The sequence below is a fragment of the Sphingobium sp. TomMM15 genome, from assembly GCF_055397045.1.
This window is the reverse complement of the sequence record NZ_AP027315.1, coordinates 543,847-562,854: the sequence shown is the minus strand read 5'-3', so window position 1 is coordinate 562,854 and position 19,008 is coordinate 543,847. Positions and strand designations below refer to the sequence as shown.

Genomic DNA, 19,008 nt, shown 5'->3' with positions numbered 1-19,008 from the left:
CGGAACCCACGGCTGGACCCTTGACGCCGGGTGGATCGCTGTTGCTTCCTTGCTCACGGAAGGAACCCGATGCGCATTCTCGTCCTCGGCGCGACCGGCTATCTCGGATCGCACATCGCCCGGCACCTTACGGCGTCCGGCCATCACGTGAGCGGCCTCAGCCGCACTGGCGAAGGCGATCGCGCGCTTACCGATCATGGCATAGCCCCTCTACGGGGAGACCTGTCGCCTCTGGACGCCGTCATCGACATGATGCGCCAGCACGACGCCACCATCTACGCCGCCCAACTGCTGCTTCAACAGGAACATGACACGGTCAGAAGCTTGCTCAATGCAGCGGACGGGCGCGGTCATCAGTTCATCTTCACCAGTGGCACCGGCCTCCTGTCGCAACGCACGGACGGCCTGTGGAGCGAGGACAGTTTCGCCGAGGATGACCCGTTCGAACCCTCCAAATATATCGGCCTCCGGTTCGACACGGAAAATATGGTCCGCCGCGCAGGATCATCGGGCGGAGTGCGCGCCATGGTGATCAGGCCGCCGATGATCTGGGGGCATGGCGGCTGCGGCCATCTGCGCATGTTCTACAGCGACGCCGGACGCACAGGCGAAGTCGGCTATCTTGGGCAGGGCCTCAACCTCTATTCCAACGTCCATGTCGACGACTTGGCAGAGGTTTACCGCCTGGCGTTGGAACGGGGTTCACCCGGCGCGCTTTATCACGCCGTCGCAGGCGAAGTGAACAACCGCACTCTGGCTGAGGCAGTCGCCCGCGACCTCGGCATAGAGGCGCGCAGCATCGACTTCACCGAAGGCGTTCGCCGCTGGGGAAAGTTCGAAACGCTGATCGGCATGGCGACATGCAGCCGCTCCCGCAGCCCCCGCACCCGCCGGGACCTCGGCTGGACACCCCGCCACCTCGATGTGCTGAGCGACATAGGCCATCCCGCCTATCGAGCGCTTGCCGGTCGATAGCTTCCGCCAACCCGGAAGAGGCGCAGCACCGCTTTAACACCGCCGCCTGCCCCGCTTCAGTGAAGCCATCATTTTCAGGAGAGGCCCATGCAAAGCTGCGAAACCTTGTACGAACGGGCCGACATAGCCCGCGCCGACCGTCCCATACGCCTCGGCTCCCTGCTCTTCACCATGGTCGAGCCGCGCCCCGGCCATGAGGTCGCCTATAATCGCTGGTATGAGCGCGATCATTTCTACAGCGGCTGCATGATCGGCGCCTACACCGTCTCGGGCGCGCGCTATGTCGCCACCCGCGCGGAAAAGACCAAGCGCTTCGGTTCAGGCACCATGGACCTGTCGAAGGGCTCCTATCTCGCGCTCTATTGGATTTTGGACGGGCATCATAAGGATTGGGACGCATGGGCCGTGCGTCAGGTCAATGACCTCCATGCCACCGGCCGCATGTTCAAGGAACGCGACCATATCCACACCAGCTTCTACAATTTCGACGCGGAATATAATGCGCCGGGCAGCGCCATGCCGATCGAACTGGCGCTCGATCGCCCCTATGGCGGCCTCGTCGCCTTCATCGTCGATCTCAATCCGGGCAAGACCAGCGCGGACCTCTCCGCCCTGCTCCGCGCCCGCGACCTGCCGGGCGATGTGGCGCTGACCGGCTCCCCCCTGCCGCTCGATCCCACCAGCCCCAAGGATGTGCCGGTTGAGGAGAACGACCGCGCCGTCTTCCTCAGCTTCTCGATCGAGGACCCCAAAGCCGTCTGGGACACCGCCTATGTGCCGCTCGCCCAAGCCATCGAGGAAAGCGGCATCGGCCGCATCGCGATAGCCTCGCCCTTCATACCCACGATCCCGGGCACCGACAGCTACACCGACCAGCTTTGAAAACTAGGGCCGATCGACATTCAGGAGATGGCGAGCCGAAAATGGTGGTTTTCCGCGACCCGGAGCGCAGCGTACTCACAGTACGTGAGCACCGGAAGCGCGGAGAGCCGCCATTTGCAGGCCGCCAGAACTGAATGTCGATCGGCCCTAAGGGGCGGCACAGGAAAGGCCGTCCCCTTATTGGATGCTCACCGCCCCGTTCCGGCGAATGCGATCATTATAGCGGTAGATGACCGACTGCATGCCCGACAGCATCTGCCGCACATCATTGTCGTTCACGAACAGCGGATCGCCCACCACGCCGATCGCATAGGAAGCAACGCCATGCGGCACCCGCAGCGGCATGGCGATCGAGTCCACAGGAATGGTCGCGCTCCGGCGGCACAGCGCAAACCCGCGCGCCCGCGTCGTGGAAATCCGGTCCACCAGATGTTTCATCAGCGTCGGCCCCTTCGGACCCAGGCCCAGCCGCTGCGTCCGGGTCGCCAGCTGTATGATGTCGACATTGGATTGCTGCGCCAGCATCGCCGCCGCAAAATTGGTGCCCGGCCGCCAGCTATTGTGCTGGAAACAGATCATCTCAGTGGAATAATAGGGTTCAGCGTCAGGCTTCGCCGCCCAGCCGCCGGACATTTCAGCAACACTCTCCGACCAGCAGTCATTTTGCTGCGTGACGAAGACTGATCCGCCGGTCTCCCGCCGCATATCCTCCATCACTTCATTGATCCGGCCGCTTCCAAAAAAGCTCTGCTCGATCGACGAAGCATTCGCGACCAACTTGTAGGATGGTGCATAGAGCTTCGTCGCCTGATTATAGGTTAGATAGCCAGTGCTCGCGAGCGTGCGCAAGATTTCGTCAGCGCTTGAATTGGGGATGCCCAATGCTTCGCTGATCTCGATCGTGCGTGCAGGCTCGCCCGACTTCATGAAATATTCCAACACCTCCAGCGTCCGCAGGCACGACTTCACGCTGCCCCTGCCGCCAGACCTGCCTTCCGCCTGTGAGTTAGCGCTCATCCCGCCTCCTATAACGTCCTTGCGGGCGCCGGTTCTGCCGGTCACCGGAATTTTGGTGGCGATTACCATATTCCGGGCGCCGCATCGATTCAAGCGTCCGGAATCCGCCACGGCGGCAACGATTACGGGCATATGGAAAGCCGTCATTGCGGGTCGCCAGCGCGCTTTCAATACCCTCTATATTCGAACAATGCACGACAGACAAAGTCGCCCCCACATCAGCACGAAGCCTGTAAAGCGCCGCTTTCGCAATGGCCGCATGCCGCTCAGCTATACCGAATGGACGCATGAAGGCGCGCCGCTCGCCATCCTCCTTCATGGCAGCCGGGACCATAGCCGCAGCTGGGACGCGCTGGCGAACGCACTGCTTCCCGATTACCATGTGATCGCCCCCGACCTTCGCGGCCATGGCGACAGCAGCTGGTCGCAGGACGGGCGCTACGACTTCGCCGCCTATCTGTCCGATCTCGCCGCGCTTGCCGAACAATTGGCGCTGGGTCCGCAGCGTCAGGCCATCCTGATTGGCCACTCCCTCGGCGCGCACATCGCCTTGCGCTTTGCCGCAATCTATCCCGAAACGATAAGACGCGTCGTCGCGATCGAAACCGTTGGCGCGCCTCCCGATATCGAAGCCTATCGCTTCAGCCAAAGCATCAAACAAACGACCCGCAACTGGCTTGAAGAGCGCCGCGCCGCTTCCCTTTCCGCCCCGCGCATCTTCGCGTCCGTGGACGAAGCGGTCGAGCGTATGCGGGAACGCCATGCCTTCCTCACGCCTGCGCAGGCACGGCACATGACGCGCCATGGTCTGCGGCGGGCTGGCAAGGCTGGATGGCAGTGGAAGCATGATCCCTATCTCGCCGTATGGGCATTCCCCGACATCTCCATGGAGGATGTCCGGGCGCTGTGGCGCAACATCGCCTGCCCGACCCTCCTCCTTTACGGCGAACGCAGCTGGCCCTCCGGCCTGCCCGCCGACCTACTCGCCCATCTCCCTGACGTGCGGGAAGTGCGCCTGCCCGGCAGCGGCCACTGGCCCCAGCATGACGCCTTCGACGCATGTCTGGCGGCGATCATGCCCTTCCTAGGGCCGATCGACATTCAGGAGATGGCGAGCCGAAAATGGTGATTTTCCGCGACCCTTGAAGCGAGTCACGCGCCTCGCTTCAACGCAGCGTACTCAAAGTACGTCAGCACCGGAAGCGCGGAGAACCGCCATTTGCAGGCCGCCAGAACTGAATGTCGATCAGCCCTAGCCGAGTGAACCGCTATTCGTTGCTCTTCTTGGTCGCCATCACCCTTGGATCGAAATGGTTGGCGGCCATCCACCCCCCATCCACGAACAGGCTGTGACCCGTCACATATTCCGATAGTCCGGACGCCAGGAACAGCACAGCCCCAGCCACGTCCCGCGTCGTCCCCGGCCGTCCGATCGGCAGCACGCTCGCCTCCATCAACGCCCGCGATTCCGCCGTTTCAGGCAATCGTGGCGTGGTGATGCTCCCCGGAGCCACGGCATTGGCGCGAATGCCATGCCGCCCCCATTCGGTCGCCATCGACTTCACCAGATGCATGAGGCCCGCCTTGGCCGCGCCATAGGGCGCATGCATCGGCGACCCAACCGCTCCGTCCACCGAACCGATGCAGATCAGCGATCCCGGCACCCCGCGCGCAATCATGGACTGGGCGACCGCGCGCGCCGTCACGAAGAAATAGCGCAGGTTCCGGGATTGATCATGATCCCATTCCTCCAGCGTCACGTCGAGCAGCGGCTTGAACAGCGCCTGCCCCACGATCGTCACCAATATATCGAGCCCGCCCAGCGCCCCCTCGGCATCCGCCACGGCTTTCTTGACCGATGCCTCATCCAAAATATCGGCCTCGATCGCTATACCCGCGCACCCAATCGTCCGCACCTCGCTCGCGACCTGCTCGGCCCGCTCCATGACGCTGTCCAGCACGGCGACATCGCATCCCGCCTCCGCCAGCAGCAGCGCGCTCGCCTCGCCCATGCCACGGCCGCCCCCAACGATCAGCGCCTTCTTTCCTTCCAGGCCCAGCAATGACACGCTCATCCTCCCCATCCTCTCTGTTGTGTGCGCCCGCTCATGCGGCGTCGGCCAGGAACATCTTCTTGATTTCGGTCAGGCTGACCTTCAGCGACGGCGTGCGCGGCAGCGCGTCCACGATCCGGATTTCCACCGGCACATGGGTCGGCGGCAGTTCGGCCCGCACATGCGCCAGCAGCGCCTGTTCATCTACCGCCCCGGCGCTCCGGCTCAGTTCGACCGCCGCCACCGGCACCGCGCCCAACCGCGCGTCAGGGATACCCACCACCGAAGCATCGACAACAGCCGGATGCTGGCGCAGCACATCGACCACCCGTTCAGGCAATATCTTGAAGCCCCCGCGCACGATCGCTCCGTCATGCCGCCCGCGATGGAAGACATATCCGTCCTCATCGATCATCACCAGGTCAGTGGTCCGCACCCAATCAGGCCGCACGGACGGGCAATGGACCTCCAGCAATCCTTCCGCCCCGCGCGCCACTTCCGCGCCGCTTTCCGGATCAACGGCCCGTATCTCCACGCCGGGCATGGGAAGGCCCGTGCTGCCGCGCTTGCTGTCTCCACGCTCCGCCCGCATCTGTGGCGTCCAGCGAACGATGGTGCCGCAAAATTCCGTCGCGCCCATGCCCCACAGGATCGGCAGATTGTAACGCTGTTCAAACCGCTCCTGCAGGTCGGGGTCTAGATAGGCCGATCCCCCAGACACACTCTTCACGCTCGCCATGTCCCCGACCGACACATTGGCATCCATGATCATCGCAATCGCCGTCGGATTGAGGCCCAGCGTATCAGGCCGGTGACGGCGCAGTGCATCCACTAGCCCATCGACCGTGAACCGCTCCATCAGCACCAGCGGCGTATTATTGACCGCAGCGCCCGTCAGCAGGCACACGCCCCCCACACCGCCCAGCGGCCAAATATTGATCTGCACCGGCGGCGCGCTGCCTGACTCCGCGCCAGGCGCGCTCATCACGGCCCGCTCCAGCAGCTTCAGCGGCATCGGAATGCGCTTGGGCGTCCCCGTAGTCCCGCTCGACAGCACTTCGATTCCGCCATCGGGCAAGGCATCGTCGAACGAGGATCGCCTGCACTTCTCCAATCCATCGACCAGCATGGGCGCGTCATCGATCCCGCCAAGAGCGATTCCGGCGCAACCAGCCTGTCCCGCAGCCTCCCAAAAGTTCGGCCAGTCCTGCTCATCCGCCAATATCGCGGCGGCGCCCAAATTCTCGATATTGTCCGAAATCGCCGTCGCGGGAAGGAAGGGATAGACGAAACTCACCGACCGCCGGTGCGCCAACAGCCCCACCACCGCCGCCGCATGGGCCAGCCGGTTGCGGATGATGATGCCGACCTTCGCCGATGGCGGGCATCCGGCGGCGTCGAGCAGCGCGACAACGGCATCGCCATAGCGCGCCACCTCGCCCCAGCTCACCCACCGGCCCTCAAACTCGATGCCGCGATCATCTTGATGGTCGCGCAGATTGGCGCGAAGCTGCTCTATAACGTCCTGGCTCACTTGGCGTCGTCCTTAATTGCGCACGCCTTCCAACAGGCCCTTGAGGTTCGACGACATCACCATTTCCTTCTCCGCCATCGAATAGCTCGCCAATTCATGAAGGAAATCGAGTGGATGTTCAGTCCCCTCCGGATGCGGATAGTCGCTGCCGAACAATATCCGGTTCACCTGCATATGTTCTCGCAGTTGCCCGAAATCATCCTCGACAAAGGGCGTCACGAAAATGTTCCGATGAAATTGGTCAACGGGATCATTCATGAATTTCTGCGGCATCTGACCATAAACATGCTTCAACTGCTCGATCAGCGGAATGACCCACTTCGCGCCATTCTCGACACTCACCACCCGAACCCCGGGGAAGCGGTCGAAAACGCCACCACAAATGATCGCCGCGATCGTATCGGAAATCGCCCGCTCGATAATCCGCAGGCAGTTGACGAACGGATCGGATTCAAACGGCAGCCACTCGGCGCCGCCTGTCCACATCTCGATCAGATGATCATAGTCAGAATTGGACGCATGGATCGACACGAATATCTTCGCCTCCTCGATCCGCGCCCAGAAGGGATCGAAATCCTTCAGCCCCATCGACCGCCCACCGCGATAACCCGGCACTGGTGAAGGCCGGATGCAGATCGTCCGCGCGCCCTGCTTGATCAGCCAGTCCGTCTCGGCCAGCGCCCGATCCATGTCCGCCAGCGACACCACCGGCACGCCGAACAGCCGGTTCTCCCGCGCAAAGCCCCACTCCTCGCTCGTCCATTGGTTCAACGCATGCAAAGCATCATGCAGAAACTCATGGTCATAGCTCATCCACTTTTCGATCACCGAAAAGAGCGTCGGGAACATGAGCGCCGCATGCACATTATGGCCGTCCAGCACCGCCAGCCGCTCCTTGCCCGTCCGCCAGGATTCCGGCGGAGCGATCGGCTTCCCCGTCATCTGCCGCATCGTCAGACCTTCGGGATTGTCGGCCTTATAATATTTGACGTGCGTCCCCGGCGCCGCGACCCGCTCGAAGGTCGGATTGGGGATATAGTCCGAAATCTGCCCCTTGATCGCCAGCCGCTTGCGGCCATCCACTTCCACGAAGCGAAAATCCTTGTGCCACTTCTTGGGCAAATGCCGGAACAGCGCATCCTCTGGCTCGTAAAAATGATTGTCCGCGTCATAGACGGGGAAGGGAAGGCTGGGCGTCGTCATCGCAATGTCTTTCGGTCAGCTATGATAAGTTGGTACTTGTTGTCCTGCACCCGCCCGCGTCTGGCAATTAAGCGGGACGGCTTTCCGGCTACGCGGAATCCTCGGAGCCAGTAGATTTCAGCGCTTTTACAAAGGCAGCAATCGCCGCGACCGCATCCCGCGCTTCGCTGGTTTCAGGCGCCAGCAAAGGCCAGACATGGCCCATGCCCGGCGCAACATGCAGCGTGACCCGCCGATCCGCCAGCGCCAGCCGCTTGGCAAAGGCAACCGCCTCATCCAGCAACACCTCCGCGCCTCCCGTCAGCACCAATGTCGGCGGAAAGTCCGCCGGGTCAGCATCCAGCGCCGAAACCAGCGGATCGCGCGGATCATGCCCCTGCAAATAAAGCCGCGCGCTATCCAGCACGGCGGACTTCGAAAACATAGGATCACGCGCCGCATTGCGATCAAGGCTCTCGCCCCGCGCCGTCAAATCCAGCATCGGCGACACCAGAACAGCACCCGCAGGCCGCTCACCAGCACGCGCCGCCAATATGCACAGCGCCGCCGCCAACCCGCCTCCGGCCGAGTCCCCCCCGACCACCACCGACTGCCTGTCCTCCAACCCCCGATAAACCGCCACAACAGCATGCAAAGCCGCCGGAAAAGGATGCTCAGGCGCAAGCGGATAAAAGGGCAGGATGACCCGCCGCCCCGCCGCATCCGCGATCCTTTGCGCATAATCCACATAGGCAAGCGGCGACCCCAGCCGATATCCCCCGCCATGCAGGTAGATCATCTCGCCCTGCGCATCATGCTCGCGCGGCTCAATGACCAAACAACGCACACCGCCAATCACCGCCTCGCCCGCCCGCTCCGCAGCATCAGCTGGGCCAGCCGCCCGCGCCCGCCGCTCGACCAGCGCATCATCGGCAGCATAGCCCGCCCGCAACGGCGGCAACTCCCAGGCGTCGGCTTGCGTCACAGCACAAACACCCCGCGCGCCAGCTTCCCTTCCTCCAGATCGTGGAAGGCCCGTTCGAAGTCGGCAAGATCATAACGCTGCGTAACCAGCTCATCCAGCAGCAGCTTACCCTGCCGATATTGCGCAATATAGGACGGGATATCCTGATGCGGCCGCGACGCCCCATAGCGCGCGCCCATCACCCCGCGATCGACAAAGGAGAGCGGCGTCAATGATACCTCCGCCATCGTCCCCATCGCGGTCGTCCCGACGATCACGCAATTGCCGCCCCAACCAAGGCTCGCCATCGCATCGTTCAGCACCCGCGTACTACCGACGCATTCGAACGCCCAATCGACGCCGCTGCCGTGATCGGGATTTCCGCCCGACACGATGTCCTTGATCCGCTGCGGCACATCACCCTGCGATGCATCGATAAAGTCAGTCGCGCCGAACTCCCGCGCCTTCTCCTCGCGCGTTGCCAACAAGTCGATCGCGATGATCCGGCTCGCTCCCGAAAGCCGCAAGCCCTGCAACACGTTAAGCCCAATGCCGCCGATGCCGAACACCGCCGCCGTCTCGCCCGGCTTCACCCGCGCCCGGTTGACGACCGAGCCCACCCCGGTCAGCACGCCACAACCCACGACGCAGGCAATGTCGAGCGGCACCGTCGGATCAATCCTGACCGCCTGATTGGCCTTCACCACCGTCTTCTCGACAAAGGTCGACGTCGCCGCAAAGCTCGATACCGGCTCTCCATTGCGGCTGAACGGCTGGGCGCGATTGCCATAGGACTGGCGGCAATGGGTCGGCCTGCCACTCTCGCACGGCCCGCAGCGCCCGCAATTGGCCAGCGTATGCAGCGCCACATGGTCGCCCACTGCCAGTTCGCTGACGCCCGGCCCCAGCTTCTCGATGACGCCCGCCCCTTCATGGCCCAACACCGCAGGCGCAGGCCAGTCGATCGTGCCGTTGATGACCGAAATGTCGGAATGGCAAATGCCGCTCGCCACGATGCGCACCAGCACCTCGCCGGCGCCCGGCTCCCGCACTTCCACATCCTCGACAAAACGGATCTTGCCCTGCCCTTCATAGATCAGCGCCCGCATGTTCAGCCTCTCCCAACTTCATTCATCTGCTTTTCCGGCTCGTCCGGCGTCGCGCTGGCTATCCGGCAATGCCGCGCAACGGCTTCGCCCAGAACGGTGATACGGCTCAGCGGCAAAGGCCGGTCAAAACCGAACAGCGACAATGTACAAAGCACCGCGCCATCCGCACCAAATACGGGGGCGGATATCATCATCACCGGATGCAGCCGGTCGGGCTGCGCCTCGATCATCAGATAATCCTCGCCCATCTGCCCGATCCGTTCGGCAACGCGCTTCTGCCAGTCTCCGGCCAGCGGCTCTTCCGCCATGCCAAGCACGGCCAGCCCGGCCGCCGCCTGCTCGGGGCTGCGTTGCGTCACGGCATAGCCGCGCTGCCGCACCATCGCGAGCGACTGGCGCAGCCGGTCAGCGTCGATCGCCCCCGCCGCCTTGGCGAGCCAGCCATCCACCTCCCGCTCGTTCGCCCAGGCAAGAAAGGGCGTACCAAGCGGCGGAATGAGCGGAACCCGCTGCCCCACCGCCAGACCCGGCATACGTCCCGGCCCTTCCGACGCAAGCGCGATCAACCGGTCATCCAGCCGCGCGGTCAGCAGGCTGTCCAGGTCCAGTTCGGCGGACAGCAGCGCGATCTGGTTCCGCGCAGCCGCCACCACCGGATGGCATTGCAGAGCGGCATGCCCAATCGCGATCAACGCCGGGCCAAGCCTATAAACCCGCCCCCGTTGCGCCCTGACGAGATATCCATCCCGCGTCATTGCGCCCAACAAGGCGTGGCAGGATGCGGGATTAAGGTCCAGCTGCCGCACCAGCTCCGTCAACGAATAGCCGCGCAGTGGCGCCGCCGCCATGAAGTTCAAAATGTCGATGGCGCGGGACGCGGCCAGGGCCGGACGGGGCATCGCTATTCCCTCAGCTCAGTTCCAGATCGTCCCAGTTCACCACCGTGCACATGCGGTGATAATCGGGGCTGAGCCACGGCGCATTGACCTGAAGCCTGCGATGCTCGCGGTTCACATAATAATTCTTCTCGATACCGCCCTCGGGCGTCATCTGCAGCCAGCCCTGCGCCTCGGCATCCAGTTCGCGATTATAGCGCTCGTACGCCTCGGCCTTCACATCGACGCGCTCCTTGTCTTCCTTCAACATGCGCATGACGCACTGCGCGGCATAGCTCGCCCAGATCAGCCACCATTGCGGCAGGCCCGTGCCCCCCGTCAGCGGCTGCGAATTGGGGCCGTACAGCATGAACAGGTTCGGGAATTGCGGCACCATCATCGACAGATAGGCACGCGGCCCATCGCCCGCGTCCCATGTGTCGTGCAGGTCCTTGCCCTCCAGCCCCTTGTACCGCGCGGGCCAGAGATATTTGAGCACATCGAACCCCGTCGCGGCGATGACAACGTCGAAGTGCCGCTCCGTCCCATCCGCCATCACAAAGCCCGTCTTCGTGAACCGCTCCACCGATCCGGTCAGCAACTCCACATTGTCGCGGGTCAGTGCGCGATACCATCCATTGTCCACCACCGGGCGGCGCGACATCGGTGCATAGTCCGGGATCAGCTTCTCGATCAGATCCTCGCGACCACCGGTTTCCTGCCGGATATAATTGGTCAGGAAGGCGCGCATCTCGTCATTCGCCTTGCTGACCTTCCCCCCCTGCGCCTGCCATTCGCGATCGACGCGCTGCAACCGGTCGATGTCGAACAACGGCATCGTCGCGGTATAGCGCGACCAGTTCCAGTATCCGGGCATATTCTCGTTGAGCCAGGCCAGTTCCGGCTCAATCGGCGCGCCATATTTCTCGCGCGGGCTGATCCATTGCGGGGTCCGCTGCACGACGCTGACATGCCCCGCCTTTTCCGCCACGGCGCTCAGCAATTGCACGCCCGTCGATCCATTGCCGATGATGGCGACCCGCTTGCCGGTCAGGTCCAACCCCTCCGGCCAGGCGGATGGATGGATGATCTGCCCGCCGAACTCCTGCACGCCCTCAATGTCGGGCACCTGCGCATTGGCAAAGGTGCCGCAAGCGGTGATCACCACATTGGCGACAATCTCCTGACGCCCGCCCGGCGTTTCGACATCCAGCCGCCAGACGTTGCGGCCTTCGTCAAACACCGCCCCCTTCACATCATGGCCAAAGCGGCTGTTCGCCATCACCCCATATTTGCGCGACACATGTTGCAGATATTCGCGGACATCCTCACCCCGGTTGAAATGCTCGCCCCAGGGATACAGCTTCTCGAAACTATATTCATAGGTGATGGACGGCGTATCGACCCGCACATCGGGATAGCGGTTGATCGTCCACGTACCCCCCGCCTCAGGCTGACGATCGAGCAACAGATAGGGCAGACCCAGCAACTCACATTGCACGCCCGCCGCGATCCCCGCCGGGCCGCTGCCGATGATGACGATGCGGAAACCCTCTGGAATCTCCGGCTTCTCACCCTTCCATTCGACGGCGCAGGGAACGGCACGGAAGGCCGGAAGGTCACGCCGCGCCTCAAACTCGACATCGGTCATCTCGCCCGACAACATCGTCATCAATCGGCGCAGATCCTCTTCAGGCGGCTCCGACAACTCCACCGCACCGGCATTGTCCGCCAGCCACTCGACCGCGCGCTCCTTCAGCAGCGCCTTCTGCCCTTCGCTCATCTGCGCGGCGGCAGGCAGGGCAGCAATCTCCCCATCCCCGCTGTTCTGATACAGCGCGATCCGCAGCGCGTTCAGGTCCGCCAGTTCAACCGCGCGCCGAATGCCATCAGTGTCGATCGCCTTTGCCGCCGTCGCCATTCATCCCGTCCCATCTGCTGTCGAGCGCATGCGAGCGCGCCAATCTTGTTTTTTGCAATATCGAATCTCTGGCCCGAGGTAAGCCGAACCCGCCCCAATTCCGCCATGCCGGAACAGGTGCCAATTGCGGCTCGTCAGTAACCGAGAAAATTGGACTCGCGCCGCTCCATGAAGGCCCGCGCCGCCTCGCTCGCATCATGCGAAAACAAGCTGATCTGCGCGTTCGCAGCCGCCTCCTGCGCCATGCTTTCCTCCAGCGCGATGACCCCCGCCGCATTGAGATTACGCTTCATCGCCGCAATGGCCGCTGTCGGCCCGCCCGCCAGCTTCGCCGCCAAAGCCGCGCACTCGGTCTCAAGTACCTCATCCTCGACCAGCCGATTGACCAACCGGTTCGCCAGCGCTTCATCCCCCAGCATCGGCTCATCCAGCAGGAACATCTCCCGCGCCCGCGCCGCGCCCAGCAGCCGGGTAAGCAGATAGCTCCCCCCCGGATCGCCGCACCGCCCAGCGCTGGCGAAAGCGAGCTTGAACTTCACCGTCCGCGACGCAATCCGCAAGTCGCACGCCGCCGCTATGACCAAGCCGCTCCCAGCCACCGGCCCCCGCAAACAAGCGATGGTAGGCTTGGGCATGCGATGCAGCAGCAGCGGAATCTCAGCATGAATGCTCATCCGCGCCGCGGCCTCATCGGCCCGCATCGGCTCGTCCCGCGCCGCCTTGCCCTCACCCGACAAATCATAGCCCGCGCAAAAACCGCGCCCTGCCCCCGCCAACACGACACAGCGCACCGCCGGATCAACGGACCAGCCACGCAGCATCAGCGCGATCTCATCCAGCATCGCCTCCGTCACTGCGTTCAACCGATCGGGCCGGTTCAGCGTCAGCGTGGCAACACCCCCATCCACCTGCGTCAGGATACTCATGAGTGCGACTTCACCTTGTCCATGCCAGCGACGATGAACTCGCCAGTCTGGCCATAGGCCGACGCATGGCCCAGCTGGTGAATATCGAAACAGCTTTGCAGCGCCGTGCTCTGCCCCATGATGTCCAGCGTCTGGTTCACCGCGCGCTTCGCCATGGCCAGCGCGTGCGGGTGCATCTGCGCAATCTCGCGGGCCAGCGCCAATGCCTCTGCATCCAGATCCGCGCGCGGCACGACCCGGTTCACCATGCCCCGCCGTTCCGCCTCATGCGCGTCGATCGGCTTGGCGGTGAACAACATCTCCTTCGCCTTGCGCGGCCCCAGCTCCCATGTGTGGCCATGATATTCGACCCCGCCAATGCCCATCAGCACCACCGGATCGGAAAAGCGCGCATCATCGGCCGCGATGATCAGGTCGCACGGCCAAGCCAGCAACAGCCCGCCCGCGATGCACGCCCCCTGAACCGCCGCGATCGAGGGCTTGGGAATATCGCGCCAGCGCTTGGAATAGCCGAGATAATGTTTGGCCTCCCATTCATGGATGCCCAGCAACCCGCGCTCCGGTATCGTCTCGCGAATGCGGTTGAACGACCCGTCGCGAATGGCTTCCGCGCTGACATCATGCCCGGCGGAAAAATGCTTGCCCTCCGCGCGCAGCAGGATGACCCGCACGCACTCATCCGCCGCAGCTTTTTCCCACGCCTCATTCAGCTGCTGCAAAAAAGGTTCGTTCTGCGCGTTCGCCCGGTCGGCGCGATCCAGCGTGATTGTCGCGACCCGTTCCTCGACCGCGTAACGGATATATTCTACCATCTGCCTTACTCCTGGACCGCTGGTTGCGCGCGATCGGCGCTGCGGGCATCCGCTACCAGCGCCCTTCCGCACTACCGGAAGCGCGCTGCCGCCAAATTGACATCCTACGCTTCAGGATGGCCAAGCAGGAAGGCGCGAACAAGATGGAATTGGCATGAATCTCGAACTCAGCGAACAGCAGGCGATGATGCAGGAAACGGCCCTGCGCTTCTTCGATCGGGAAGAGGTAGTGCAAGCCGCACGCGCGTCGAACGGCGCAGTCGATGCCAGCCTCTGGAGCGAGGCTGCGCAAATGGGTTTCATCACCATGCGCGCGCCAGAAGATCGCGGCGGCCTCAACATGGGCCTCATGGAAGCAGCGCTGGTCTGCGAAGCGGCGGGGCGGGGGGCTGCACCATTGCCGATCGCCGACGGCATCGCCGCCTGCGCGCTGCTAGGCCAGCTTGAAGGCGAAGCCGCCGCCGCACTGCTCGAACAAGCAACGTCCACCCCCATCAGCCTCGACCCGCAGAACGGCTGCATCCAGCTAAGCTGGGAATCCGACGCCATCCAAGCCCTCCTGCCCACCGGCGAAAGGCGCGCCATCGCCAGCGGCAATGCAGCAAGGCAGTCCTTCGAAGCCGCCCTCACCGAACGAACGCTGCTGCGCTCCGCATGGCTCGTCGGCGCAGGCACCCGCGCCATCGAAATGGCCGCCGCCTACGCCACCGACCGCAAGCAGTTCGACCAGCCGATCGGCGCATTTCAGGGCGTGGCCTTCCCCCTCGCCGACTCCATCACCGACATGGAGGGCGGCCGCCTGCTGCTATGGCGCACCATCTGGGGCGTAGCGCAGAAGCAGCCCGAAGCAGGGGCGCTCGCAGCCCTCACCAGTTGGTGGACCGCCACCACCGCCCGCGCTGCCGTGCGCCGGGCGCTACGCACCTTCGGCGGCTACGGCCTTTCCAACGAGTATGACATCCACCTGTATTTCCTCGCGATCGACCGCGTCGCACTGGCGGAAGGCGACCCCGAAGACCGGCTGGCCGAGGCAGGCGACCGCCTTTGGGCCGGTGCAACAACCGCGTTGCCAGACGCAGGCGACCCCGGCGTAGAAATGGGCTTCACCCCGGCCGAAGAAGCCTTCGCGGCACAAGTACGCGCCTTCCTCGAAACCGCAGTCACCCCCGAACTGCGCGCCGAAGCCGCCACATCCACCGACGGCCACCTTCCAGACCTCCACCGCCAGCTAGCCGCCGCTGGCCTCGCCTATCCCGATTGGCCCCGCGAATGGGGCGGACAAGACCGCAGCCCCATGGAAGTAACCGCGCTCGGCCGCGTGTTCGAGGAATATGGCCTCTCCCGCATTCCCATAGGCTGCACCAACATGGGCGCGCGCATGACGATGAAGTTCGGCTCGCCTGAACTAAAGGCCGAAGTCCTCCCGCGCCTCGCCGATGGCTCCGCCCTCGCCTGTCTCGGCTTCACCGAGCCCGCGTCAGGATCGGACATGTACGCCGCCCGCACCCGCGCCGTGCGCGATGGCGATGACTGGATCATCACCGGACAGAAGATGTTCACGACCGGCGCCCATATCTCCGATTATATACTGATGCTCGCCCGCACCGATCCCGACGCGCCCAAGCATAAGGGCATCACCCTCTTCTTCTTCCCCATGAACCTGCCGGGCGTCACGATCCAGCCGGTCGACACGCTCCCGGATGAACGCACCAACATCACCTTCTACGACGATGTGCGCGTGCCCGACCGCTATCGCCTCGGCGACATCAATGGCGGGCTTAAGGTCATGGCCGCCGCCATGGAAATCGAACATGGCGGCGAAGGCTATCATATCTATCACCACAGCCTGATGCGCGCCGCCCTCGATTGGGCCAACAGCAGCGACGCGTCGGGCAAGAGCCCGATCCACAAGCCAGCCGTCCGCGCCCGCCTTGCCCGCGCGCGCGCGCATCTGGAGATTGCCGACCTGCTCTGCCGCCGCGTCACCTGGGCGATCGAAGCGGGCCGGATGACCCGCGCCATCGGCCCCATGGCCAAGATGTTCACCACCGAAATCTACATGGCAGATGCCGCCGATCTCGCCGCCCTCGCCGCGCCCGGCACGCTCACCCACCAAACGCCCGCCTTGGCGAAGATCGAGGAATCCTACCGCCAGTCCATCGGCCAGACCATCTATGGCGGCACCAGCGAAGTGCATCGCACCATCATCGCGCAGCATCATCTCGGCCTGCCGCGCGCCTGACCTGCGGGCTTCCATATGCGCGGAAAGTTGCGCGCCCGCGTTGATCCTGACGGCGATCCGATGATCTTGGCCCCATGACTAAGCCGTTGCGCAAGACGGCGGCTCCATGGGAGACAAGCTGATGACGAACCCGGCACCGCTGATCATGTCGGACGCACTCCCAACGGCCGACCCCGATGCGCTCGCAGCATCCGCGCCGCTCAAGGCGCAACGCCGCACAGCAATGCTCCTGATGCTCGCCTTCATCTACAGCCTCAACTATCTCGACCGCCAGATCGTCGTCATCTTGCAGGAACCCATAAAGGCCGACTTCCAGCTCGCCGACTGGGAACTCGGCCTGCTGACCGGCGGAGCGTTCGGCATTTTCTACACCTTGATGGGCATTCCCATCGCCCAGCTGATCGACCGGGGCGTCAATCGCGTACGGCTGATCGCGGTCTTCACCGCCAGTTGGAGCGTCATGACGGCCCTGTGCGGCCTCACCCGCAGCTTCGGAGCCTTCTTCACAGCACGCATGGGCGTCGGCCTTGCCGAGGCAGGCTTCGCCCCCGCCGCCCACTCCCTCATCTCAGACCTCTATCCGCCGCGCGAGCGACCCGCTGCGGCAGGCATCTTCGCCATCGGCGTGCCCGTCGGCATCATGGCGGGCCTTTCCATAGGCGGCATCGTCGCGCAGGCGACCGACTGGCGCACGGCCCTTCTGCTGGCGGGCGCCCCCGGCATCCTGATCGCGATCCTCTTCCCCCTTATCGCCCGCGAGCCGATCCGTGGCGGCACGGAAGACCCCTCCGATCAACCGGCCGAAGCCACCCAGTTTTTGAGTTTCCTTCAAAGCCTGCGTGTCCTCTCACAACGGCGCGCCTTCCTGCACATCGTCGCCGGAACCGCGATCATGGCCTTCGCCCAAACCGGCATTTCGACCTGGCTGCCCTCCTTCCTCATCCGCAACCATGGCATGAGCCTGGCGCATGTCGGCGTCGGCCTTGGCCTGCTGACCGGCATATGTGGAGCTATCGGCACCTGGGCAGGCGGCTGGCAAGGGACGCGGCTTGCCAAATCGGGCCTCCACATGGCGCTCTGGCTGCCGATCGCGGGCATGCTCCTCTGCATCCCGCTGGACATCATCGCGCTCAGCATGGCGGATGGGCAGGCCGTTCTCCTCGTCCTCATCCCCAGCTACATCGTCGGCTCCTTCTGGACCGCGCCCTCGATCGCCCTCACCCAAAGCCTCGCGCCCGTATCGATGCGCGCGCGGGCAAGCGCTGTGAACATCGTCGCGGCGAACCTGATCGGCGTATCGATGGGGCCTCTTGTGGCAGGCGTGCTGAGCGACGCCTTCGCCTATCTGCGCGGCGGCGACGCGGCGCTCGGCCTGCGGGACGCCATGATCTGCCTCACCGCCTTCTTCCTGTGGGCCGCCTGGCACTGGACCATGGCGATGCGCGCGCTGAAGCAAGAAAGTACAACGACTGTACGAATTGATTGCACAGCGCAACGGTTATAAAATACAGGTGAACCGAAACACCGGACGAATATCGGAGAGAGGATAAGCCATGGCTACCGGAAACGCGAAGAGGCAGGTCACGCACAATATGGGCGCAATGGACACACGCCCCGTAAAACCTCTGGAATTTGACGGCCCCCTGCCGCAACCGACCAAGGACATGGACCAGATCCGCGCCGATCTTGACCGCGCGGGCTACGCCATCGCGGCCGAGGTCGTGACCAAGGACAAGGCGCGCGAAATGCGCGACTTCCTCGCCGCCGAAATCGCCCGCGAAGAAGCGATCGATGAAGAGCGCGTCCGCCGCTTTTACACCGATAATGACGACCTTAATCGCCGCATGTCGGGATGCCATCTGATGAACCGGGAACGCTTCTTCCGCGACATCCTCGAACATGAACTGCCGCTTCAGCTCACCCGCGAACTGCTGGGGCCGCAGACGCTGGACGAATCCTATCTGGTGCACAGCTATGGCGCCAACGTCACCCGCCCCGGCAGCGCGCAACAGGGCATCCACCGCGACCGCAGCGGCGCGATGCCGCTGTCGGCAGGCGCCGCGCAGACCCGCTTCATCTGGTGCCTCGATGATTTCGTCGAAGCCAATGGCGCGACCCGCATGGTTCCCGGCAGCCACCGCGACACGGAGCCACAATCCTGGGCCGTCCAATATGAATCCGTGCCCGCCGAAGCGCCCGCCGGATCGGTGCTTATCTATACCGACCTGCTGCTGCACGGCACGGGCGCGAACACGTCAACCGACCTTGAACGCGCTGGCGTGATCATCGGCTATTGCCCGCCCTGGTGGAAACCCATGATCAACTTCCCGATGACGATCGACCCCGAAGTGATGAAAGGATCGTCCAAAATCCTGCGCCAGATCCTTGGCTACAGCTCGGTCTCCGTCGGCTTCGACGAACCCTGGACCTATGCTCCCGACGCGGTGAAGGAACTGATCGTCACGCCCGAGATGGAATGGTGAGGTAAGAATGCGGGGCCTGCCGCGACCGATCC

At 63.8% G+C, this 19,008-nt stretch carries 16 protein-coding genes; 6 read left to right on the top strand and 10 right to left on the bottom strand.

Annotated elements, in window-relative coordinates; all coding sequences use genetic code 11:
* Nucleotides 1-69: 69 nt before the first annotated feature.
* Together ACZ51H_RS15300 and ACZ51H_RS15295 are read left to right on the top strand one after the other, a co-directional pair.
* Complete coding sequence (locus tag ACZ51H_RS15300) at nucleotides 70-975, top strand: NAD-dependent epimerase/dehydratase family protein (RefSeq protein ID WP_464802964.1); 906 nt, start codon at nucleotides 70-72, stop codon at nucleotides 973-975.
* A gap of 87 nt (nucleotides 976-1,062) precedes the next feature.
* The gene (locus ACZ51H_RS15295; RefSeq protein ID WP_464802963.1) at nucleotides 1,063-1,857 is read left to right on the top strand and encodes a hypothetical protein; all 795 of its coding nucleotides are present in this window, start codon (nucleotides 1,063-1,065) and stop codon (nucleotides 1,855-1,857) included.
* 177 nt (nucleotides 1,858-2,034) lie between these two features.
* Here the strand turns inward: ACZ51H_RS15295 and ACZ51H_RS15290 are convergent, their stop codons facing one another.
* A complete protein-coding gene (locus ACZ51H_RS15290) occupies nucleotides 2,035-2,874 on the bottom strand; it encodes a helix-turn-helix domain-containing protein (RefSeq protein ID WP_464802962.1) in 840 nt (279 codons plus the stop codon).
* A 259-nt stretch (nucleotides 2,875-3,133) separates the two neighbouring features.
* On the opposite strand from ACZ51H_RS15290, the gene ACZ51H_RS15285 reads away from it, so the two are divergent.
* Nucleotides 3,134-4,003, top strand: a complete 870-nt coding sequence (locus tag ACZ51H_RS15285) for an alpha/beta fold hydrolase (protein ID WP_464802961.1) — start codon at nucleotides 3,134-3,136, stop codon at nucleotides 4,001-4,003.
* Between the two features lie 139 nt (nucleotides 4,004-4,142).
* Here the strand turns inward: ACZ51H_RS15285 and ACZ51H_RS15280 are convergent, their stop codons facing one another.
* The 9 genes from ACZ51H_RS15280 to ACZ51H_RS15240 all read right to left on the bottom strand — a co-directional run bounded on the left by ACZ51H_RS15280 (nucleotide 4,143) and on the right by ACZ51H_RS15240 (nucleotide 14,251).
* Nucleotides 4,143-4,949, bottom strand: coding sequence for an SDR family NAD(P)-dependent oxidoreductase (locus tag ACZ51H_RS15280; RefSeq protein ID WP_464802960.1), 807 nt, complete (start codon nucleotides 4,947-4,949; stop codon nucleotides 4,143-4,145).
* Between the two features lie 31 nt (nucleotides 4,950-4,980).
* Nucleotides 4,981-6,462 carry a class I adenylate-forming enzyme family protein gene (locus ACZ51H_RS15275; protein WP_464802959.1) on the bottom strand — a complete coding sequence of 494 codons (1,482 nt, stop codon included), beginning with the start codon at nucleotides 6,460-6,462 and terminating at the stop codon, nucleotides 4,981-4,983.
* 12 nt (nucleotides 6,463-6,474) lie between these two features.
* A complete protein-coding gene (locus tag ACZ51H_RS15270; RefSeq protein WP_464802958.1) occupies nucleotides 6,475-7,665 on the bottom strand; it encodes an amidohydrolase family protein in 1,191 nt (396 codons plus the stop codon).
* Between the two features lie 88 nt (nucleotides 7,666-7,753).
* Nucleotides 7,754-8,629, bottom strand: a complete 876-nt coding sequence (locus ACZ51H_RS15265; protein ID WP_464802957.1) for an alpha/beta hydrolase — start codon at nucleotides 8,627-8,629, stop codon at nucleotides 7,754-7,756.
* Complete coding sequence (locus tag ACZ51H_RS15260; protein WP_464802956.1) at nucleotides 8,626-9,717, bottom strand: alcohol dehydrogenase catalytic domain-containing protein; 1,092 nt, start codon at nucleotides 9,715-9,717, stop codon at nucleotides 8,626-8,628. The genes ACZ51H_RS15265 and ACZ51H_RS15260 overlap by 4 nt, the downstream gene beginning before the upstream one ends.
* A gap of 2 nt (nucleotides 9,718-9,719) precedes the next feature.
* Nucleotides 9,720-10,616 (bottom strand): IclR family transcriptional regulator, encoded by an 897-nt coding sequence (locus ACZ51H_RS15255; RefSeq protein ID WP_464802955.1) that lies wholly within the window; start codon nucleotides 10,614-10,616, stop codon nucleotides 9,720-9,722.
* 10 nt (nucleotides 10,617-10,626) lie between these two features.
* The gene (locus tag ACZ51H_RS15250; RefSeq protein WP_464802954.1) at nucleotides 10,627-12,513 is read right to left on the bottom strand and encodes a flavin-containing monooxygenase; all 1,887 of its coding nucleotides are present in this window, start codon (nucleotides 12,511-12,513) and stop codon (nucleotides 10,627-10,629) included.
* A 134-nt stretch (nucleotides 12,514-12,647) separates the two neighbouring features.
* Nucleotides 12,648-13,439 carry an enoyl-CoA hydratase-related protein gene (locus ACZ51H_RS15245; RefSeq protein ID WP_464802953.1) on the bottom strand — a complete coding sequence of 264 codons (792 nt, stop codon included), beginning with the start codon at nucleotides 13,437-13,439 and terminating at the stop codon, nucleotides 12,648-12,650.
* Nucleotides 13,436-14,251 carry an enoyl-CoA hydratase gene (locus ACZ51H_RS15240; protein ID WP_464802952.1) on the bottom strand — a complete coding sequence of 272 codons (816 nt, stop codon included), beginning with the start codon at nucleotides 14,249-14,251 and terminating at the stop codon, nucleotides 13,436-13,438. The genes ACZ51H_RS15245 and ACZ51H_RS15240 overlap by 4 nt, the downstream gene beginning before the upstream one ends.
* 154 nt (nucleotides 14,252-14,405) lie before the next feature.
* On the opposite strand from ACZ51H_RS15240, the gene ACZ51H_RS15235 reads away from it, so the two are divergent.
* The 3 genes from ACZ51H_RS15235 (at nucleotide 14,406) to ACZ51H_RS15225 (ending at nucleotide 18,976) form a co-directional block, all read left to right on the top strand.
* Nucleotides 14,406-16,493: an acyl-CoA dehydrogenase family protein gene (locus ACZ51H_RS15235; protein ID WP_464802951.1), complete on the top strand. Its 2,088-nt coding sequence runs from the start codon at nucleotides 14,406-14,408 to the stop codon at nucleotides 16,491-16,493.
* A gap of 106 nt (nucleotides 16,494-16,599) precedes the next feature.
* Complete coding sequence (locus ACZ51H_RS15230; RefSeq protein WP_464802950.1) at nucleotides 16,600-17,997, top strand: spinster family MFS transporter; 1,398 nt, start codon at nucleotides 16,600-16,602, stop codon at nucleotides 17,995-17,997.
* A 49-nt stretch (nucleotides 17,998-18,046) separates the two neighbouring features.
* Nucleotides 18,047-18,976 carry a phytanoyl-CoA dioxygenase family protein gene (locus ACZ51H_RS15225; protein ID WP_464802949.1) on the top strand — a complete coding sequence of 310 codons (930 nt, stop codon included), beginning with the start codon at nucleotides 18,047-18,049 and terminating at the stop codon, nucleotides 18,974-18,976.
* The last annotated feature ends 32 nt before the right edge of the window (nucleotides 18,977-19,008 follow it).